General features: G+C 64.9%; 3 protein-coding genes. All 3 read right to left on the bottom strand.

Going from position 1 to position 2,889, the window contains the following annotated elements; translation table 11 throughout:
• On the bottom strand, positions 1-802 hold an 802-nt coding region (locus E3T28_RS15960), incomplete at its 3' end, for a hypothetical protein (protein WP_420898277.1).
• Between the two features lie 69 nt (positions 803-871).
• Positions 872-1,393 (bottom strand): RNA polymerase sigma factor, encoded by a 522-nt coding sequence (locus E3T28_RS15955; protein ID WP_134433142.1) that lies wholly within the window; start codon positions 1,391-1,393, stop codon positions 872-874.
• A gap of 816 nt (positions 1,394-2,209) precedes the next feature.
• Positions 2,210-2,596, bottom strand: a complete 387-nt coding sequence (locus E3T28_RS15950) for a TipAS antibiotic-recognition domain-containing protein (protein ID WP_134433140.1) — start codon at positions 2,594-2,596, stop codon at positions 2,210-2,212.
• Between the last annotated feature and the right edge of the window lie 293 nt (positions 2,597-2,889).

Genomic DNA, 2,889 nt, shown 5'->3' with positions numbered 1-2,889 from the left:
TGAATTCGAACGCGGCGGGGTCCCGACCCGCGGCGGCGAGGAGCGCGCGAAGTGCTCCAATTGCAGCGTCTTCGCTCGGCGGCTGGCCGGTCGGCTCGCAGACTTGGTCACCCTCGCACTGCCACGGGTTCATCTCCGGGTTCTGGAAGTAGAAGGACAGCATGCCGTCGAGACTCACTGACAGGCTCGGGGCGCTGCCGTCCTGCGGGCCGGCAACCCAGCTGCCGTCGCGCAGTTCGACTGATGACCCGATGCCGAGCGCCGCGGCCAGCGCCGTGACCTTGTCTGTGCTGGATGCGGAACGGGGGTCGTAGGCGTAGGCCTGAGCTGTGCCCGCCTGTGTGCCAAGGCTGGTGGCGCTGAAGGCGTTCCGGCCGGATCCGTAGGGGTAAATCAACGGAGACATCTTCTGGTCGATAGCGGCGCCAGAGCCCACGGCTGGCTCTATTGCGCCTGGCGCGACGCTTTCGGGGCCCCCGTTGGACTGCAGAGTGATGGGCGGTGCAGCGCCGTCGGCGAGGCTCATCGGCCCGCCTGTGGTCGCTCCGATCCCGTATCCCGCGGCACCCACGATCGCGATCGACGCCGCGACCGCGACGAACGGGAGCCAGCGTGGCCTGCGGCTTGCTCGTGCCTGGGCCAGGTCGGCCACGGGTGCCGAGTCGCCCATCGGTTCAGCCTCAAGGCCGGTGATCCGCGCGACGACCTCGTCGGCGAACCCGGTACGCGCCTCGACATCCCCCGCTGGGTCGGCGGCACGCAGCCGGGCAACCGGGTCTGGTTGTTTGTCGTCGTCGTTCATATCAATCAGCCTCCGGATTTTTCGGTTCACCTGTTATATGTGCGGGGCGTGCCGAATCTTGCAGAAGCCCTAGAACGACATCCGCTCGCCCCAGGCTTCTCGCAATCGCTTGCGCGCGCGCGACAGCGCGGCGTCCGCCCCGGATCGGGAGATGCCGAGCACGCCGGCGAGCTCGGCCCCGTCGAGACCCTCCCACGCGTGCAGGAGAAGGATCTGCCGGTCTCGCTCCCCCACGCTTTCAAGCGCACCGCGGAGTTCCGCATCGAACAGGAGGTTCAGTTCCGGATCGCCGTCGATTCGAACCGCACCCGACTCGGGCACCACGTCGACGGGGAGATCGATGTGCTTCCTGCGCGAATTCGCGAGGGTGAATCCCGCCGTGCGATACAGCCACGGCAGCACCGCCTCCCGTGGCAGGTCGTCGCGGCGCCGCCAAGCTGTCGCGAAGACCTCAGCGGCCAGGTCCTCGGCATCCTGACGCGGTCCGCGTCGGGCGAAGTAGCGCACGAGCGCAGTCGAGTGCTCCCGGACGATCACGGTGAACCAGTCGACATCGGCCGCCGTCTCGGCCGGGCCCGCGCTCTCAGGCATCGCCTCTCCCTCACTTACGTCGGCGCTGGCTGGGGTGTTGGCGATGCTCACATAATGAATATGTCGCTTCCGCCGTAAGTCTTGCACGCAGCACCCCCGAATTTTCGGAGATCGCGCAGAACGCAGGCCTCCATACCTGCTGGAGGACGCTGGGCAGGCGCTTCGGCTCCCCGCTCCGCACAGGCGCGGCCGGACCCCGCCCGCGCCGCAAGTTGTCGACGACACCGGGCCGTCTGCGTTTTGCGCGATGATAACCTTGCCCGATGTCGGATGCTGCGCTCATGCTCCTGTGCCTTGGGTGCGTGCTAATGCTTGCCGGAGTCGGTCTCGCGCTGTGGCACCGCTCAAACGGTGGTGCGCGCGTTGGGAGCGGGCAATGGTTCCCTGCGGTCCTTCTTGTGAGCGTCGGCGCGGGGGCGGCGCTAGCGCCTCTCGTGGGCATGTTCCTCGTCTCACGCCTCTAGGTGTACCCGGCCAGGACGTTGGTGACACTTCGCGGCTTGTGAAAAAGGAGAACCTCCGGAATTGGCCTGTGTGTGGTCTCCCCATGCCCGCCATGAGGACAACGTTGGTACCGCCATCGCCCTGGCATGCACCTTGACCAACCGAAGGTAGCGGCGGAGGCCGTGCTAGGCGTTCTCGAGCGAGTGGAGTAATTGTGGCGTGATCCTTCGACGGATGCTTCCCTTTGCTCACCATCCTCCATTCGTCCATATTGGTTGACGAATGGAGGGGGCGCTATTTGACAGTTTGGCGACGGCGGCGACAGGTGTTGCGGTGGTCGGTCACTCAGTCCAGCCGGTAGTGGGCTCTCTTTTAGAGCCGGTGCCGGGCGAAGCTGGTGATGGCGTTGACGAGGAATTCCACCATGTATTCGTGGTACCCGTTATGGAAAGCGCGCATGTCCTCGTTGTCCCGGTAGAACAGAGCCATGCCGATGTAGGCTTTCGGGCTGGGCGTGTAGAACCGGCAGGCGACCCGGTAGTGCCGGTGAATTAGTTCTTGGGTGTCTTCATCGTCCGGGCTGCGTTCTTCGAGGTTCCGGCTCAGGTCGCGGTAAATTTCGTCCCAGTCGGCGTGGACCTGGTCCCGGTCCACGTGTGCCCACCCATTAGTTGCGGCGAGGCTGACGGCTTGTTCCTCGGTGAGGGCGTCACGGCAGCTTTGCAGGTAGGCGGAGGGAAGATCGTCAATTTTGGGCATGGTGGTCCTTTCGGGGCTGCGTGCCTATCGAGTCGCGGTGTAGGTATTCGCCCCACTGATTCGAGGTTGCTTGGAGATGCTGCGACGTTTGGTTGACTTCGGCCAGATCCCAAAGCAGCATCAGAGCAACTTCTGCGAACTGGGGCTGAGTTGCGCGGATGATCGCTGGGCTTTCAATCATCATGGGTTCTTAGTCACTGAAGACCCGGTTGGGCTGCGGCGATGTCGAGGCGTGCGGCGGGGGTGGTGAGGATGCTCACTGGGCGGAAGCCCTTGGTGATGAGCCACACGGC

Origin of the sequence: Cryobacterium sinapicolor, from assembly GCF_004403465.1 — a bacterium.
GTDB classification, from domain to species: Bacteria; Actinomycetota; Actinomycetes; order Actinomycetales; family Microbacteriaceae; genus Cryobacterium; species Cryobacterium sinapicolor.
Note: the sequence above shows the minus strand (reverse complement) of the source record. Positions and strands in the feature narration are given on the sequence as shown.